4 protein-coding genes and 1 pseudogene are annotated in these 2,583 nt (G+C 55.6%); all 5 read right to left on the reverse strand.

The features are described 5' to 3' along the window. Window positions 1-324: pseudogene (locus tag Q1B15_RS05370) on the reverse strand (phosphopentomutase); the annotation flags it as partial. A gap of 105 nt (window positions 325-429) precedes the next feature. Further along, entirely contained in the window at window positions 430-774 is a 345-nt protein-coding gene (locus Q1B15_RS05375) for a cytochrome C oxidase subunit IV family protein (protein ID WP_299751253.1), read from the reverse strand. Window positions 775-792: 18 nt separating this feature from the next. Further along, a complete protein-coding gene (locus Q1B15_RS05380) occupies window positions 793-1,479 on the reverse strand; it encodes a heme-copper oxidase subunit III family protein (RefSeq protein ID WP_299751256.1) in 687 nt (228 codons plus the stop codon). A 9-nt stretch (window positions 1,480-1,488) separates the two neighbouring features. Then, window positions 1,489-2,157 (reverse strand): cytochrome c oxidase subunit 3, encoded by a 669-nt coding sequence (locus tag Q1B15_RS05385; RefSeq protein WP_299751259.1) that lies wholly within the window; start codon window positions 2,155-2,157, stop codon window positions 1,489-1,491. Continuing rightward, window positions 2,158-2,583: hypothetical protein (locus Q1B15_RS05390; protein WP_299751262.1), on the reverse strand; the 426-nt coding region annotated here is incomplete at its 5' end. It lies immediately after the preceding gene.

Raw genomic sequence — 2,583 nt, forward strand, 5'->3', positions numbered from 1 at the left:
ACCCGCGATTTCCCAATGACCGCGGGGGGTGTCCTTGCCGCTCCTGAGTTCTGCTGCGTGGCCATAGGCGCCGATAACCTCAACATTGGGATCGTAGCCGGCGGAAAATTCTCCGCTGCTCTCTTGCCCCGCATGAAACAAGCCAAGTTTCGCCAGATTGGGAAGCTTTAACGGGCCCGCGGCCGACTTGGCACGCTCTGCGGCAATATGACCAAACGTATCCGCGCCAACATCGCCAAATTTGTCCGCATCAGCGGTAGCGCCAATGCCGAACGAATCGAGTACCAGAATAATCGCTCTGGTTGGGGAGTTACTGTTATTCATAATCAGATAGTGTCTAGTTTTTCATCAAAATGAAAGCTGGCAGACCTGCGGCGCGAACGAAAAAGGCCCGCATCGCGGGCCCTTCCCAAACCTAAGGTTATATTTTTAGTGGTGCCCTGGGGTTTCCACTTCCATGGTACTTTCGCCATAATTTTCGAGCCTCGAATCCTCGACGTATTCGCCCTCAAGCGACATCATGCCGATGAGCACCAGAATAGCGACCGGCGGTCCGAGAATCGCGATCTTCAGCGCCATGCGCTCCCAGCCCATATGCATGAATATCCAGACGATACCGCCAGCCTTCGCAAACATGAATAACAGGATCAGGAAATGTCGCAAGTAACCCCTGTCGAGGAAGTCAGTTGCATAGGAGAATGTGCTAAGAACAAATAGCGCAGCCCACATGATCCAGTAGATTTTTAGCGGATGTTGCGTGGTGTCATCGGCCATAGTGATCTGTCCCGTGTCTTACCAGAGGTAGAAGAATGCGAAAATGAATACCCAGACGAGGTCAACGAAGTGCCAGTAAAGACCTGTGATCTCGACGATCTCGTAGCCACCTGGACGATTCTCGTAGAATCCGCGCTTCACACGAAATGCAATGACGAGCAGGTAGATGACACCCGCGCTAACGTGCATACCGTGAAAGCCCGTAATCATGAAGAAGCTCGAACCGAACTGCGCTGCACCAAATGGGTTGCCCCAGGGCCGCACGCCCTCCGAGATAAGCTTGGACCACTCAAAGGCCTGCATGCCGACGAATGACGCGCCCAACACTGCGGTCGCTACCATTAGCCAGAAGGTCAGCTTGCGGTTTCTTCGATACCCCATGTTCACGGCCAGCGCCATCGTGCCGGACGAGGTAATCAGGATGAAGGTCATGATCGCGATTAGGAGCAAGGGCACCGGGTAGCCGAAGGCGTCTAAAGCGAACACCTCGGATGGATTCGGCCACGGATCCGTCGTCGAAATGCGGACCATCATGTAGCCAACCAGGAAGCAGCTGAAGATGAAGGTATCCGAGAGCAGGAAGATCCACATCATGGCCTTGCCCCAGGGCACGCCAAAGACCTGCTTGTCTCGAGACCAGTCTTCTACCAGGCCCTTCGTTCCTGGAGCTTCTTCCGCCCCGCTATCCAATATTGCTTCTGACATATGGACCCCTTAGGTCGATAACAGCAATCCAAAAAGTACTAACCAGACGAGCAACAGGAAATGCCAATAGATCGTGCACAGCTCAATGCTACGACGAATCTTGGCGGCGTCTCCGGTGCCGAGAACAACTTTTAGTGTCGCCCGTGCCCATACATACAATCCACCCAATATGTGAACCGCGTGTGCGCCCGTCAGGAAATAGAAAAATGCATTAGAGGGGTTACTCGTAATGAGTTGACCCGAGTTTTGCAGCTGCTGCCAGGCAACAAACTGCCCCAGCACGAAGCCGAGTGTCAGCACGCCCGTAATTAACAGACCCGGCTGCAGACGCCCTTGTTCGCCAGCAACCGCAGCGTTACGCGTCCACTGAAAAACACCACTCGCAACAATCAGCATCACCGTATTGGTCCACAGCAACTGTGGTTCGGTCATTGGAACCCAGTCACCGAGTTCCATGCGCAGTGAGTAAGCACTCAGAATCAATGCGAAAAATGACGACACCACTGCCAACAACGTCAGTAATGCGATCAGTTTACTTTTATCGTCACCGAATGGACCGTAATGCGCGGTATCGCTGACGGTTTCCATTTCCCACGGAGCGGCGTTGAACGTCTGCTTCAGCAACCAGCCGAGCAGCGTGGCCAGAATGATCGCAAGAAAACCTAAGGCAATCGTCACTTAATGCTCTCCACCATGGTCGCGGCCTGCAGGTGCGTCGTCGGCACTCACGTTCTGCGGGATGAAGTCGTTGCGGAACACCGGGGTGCCGGAGTACGCGAGGACCTGCTCGCCGCTGGGCATCTCGACGACTTCCATGATGGCAGCGCCACCGAGGCCGCGGAGCAGCGCACGGTAGGCACGGCGCTCACGCGCGTGCATCAGGAAGTAGTCCAGGGCGCCATCCTTGGCGGTGACGAGGTCGCTCAGGGCATCGAGCATGTCGAAGTCCAGCTTGTCGCCGTTGGTGGACGGGGTGATCTTCTGGCCGGAGGCGCAGAGGACGGCCAGGCCGTCGAACTCGCCGTTGGCACTGTCGTCGCCCTGGATCAGCATGTGCTGATAGATGCGACCGACGTGCTTGGCCTTGCTGGCGATCTGCACGGC

This window comes from uncultured Boseongicola sp., assembly GCF_937988555.1.
GTDB lineage: Bacteria > Pseudomonadota > Alphaproteobacteria > Rhodobacterales > Rhodobacteraceae > Boseongicola.